Annotated in this window: 1 pseudogene; it reads left to right on the top strand. The window is 73.3% G+C overall.

Annotated features, from left to right (window positions below):
* Positions 1-386, top strand: a pseudogene (locus RTN46_RS16850) (hypothetical protein); the annotation flags it as partial.

Raw genomic sequence — 386 nt, 5'->3', positions numbered from 1 at the left:
CCCGCCCCGCGGACCCGCACCCGCCGCCGCACCTCCGCCAAGGCCGGATCGCCGGCCCCGGCCCCCGAGCACGTGGAAAACACCGCGCAGGCGGAAAATGCTGAACAGGGCGAAAACCCCGGACAGGCAGCCGACGCCGAGCAGGGAGACCACACCGGACAGGCGAACGCCGCAGAGCCGGAGGCCGCGCCCGCCAAGGCGACCCGGGGCTCCGCAACCAAGGGCAGGGCTTCCCGGGGCAGGGCCGTCAAGGCGACTGCAGCCGCGGAAGACGCCGCTGAGGCCAGCGCCGCTGAGGCCAGCGCCGAGAAGACCAGCGCCGAGAAGACTAATGCCGACGAGGACACTGACGCCAAGGACGCCGAGACCGGCCAGGACGAAGCTCC

It is taken from the genome of Arthrobacter sp., assembly GCF_031988865.1.
Taxonomy (GTDB): Bacteria; Actinomycetota; Actinomycetes; order Actinomycetales; family Micrococcaceae; genus Arthrobacter_B.
Note: the sequence above shows the minus strand (reverse complement) of the source record. Positions and strands in the feature narration are given on the sequence as shown.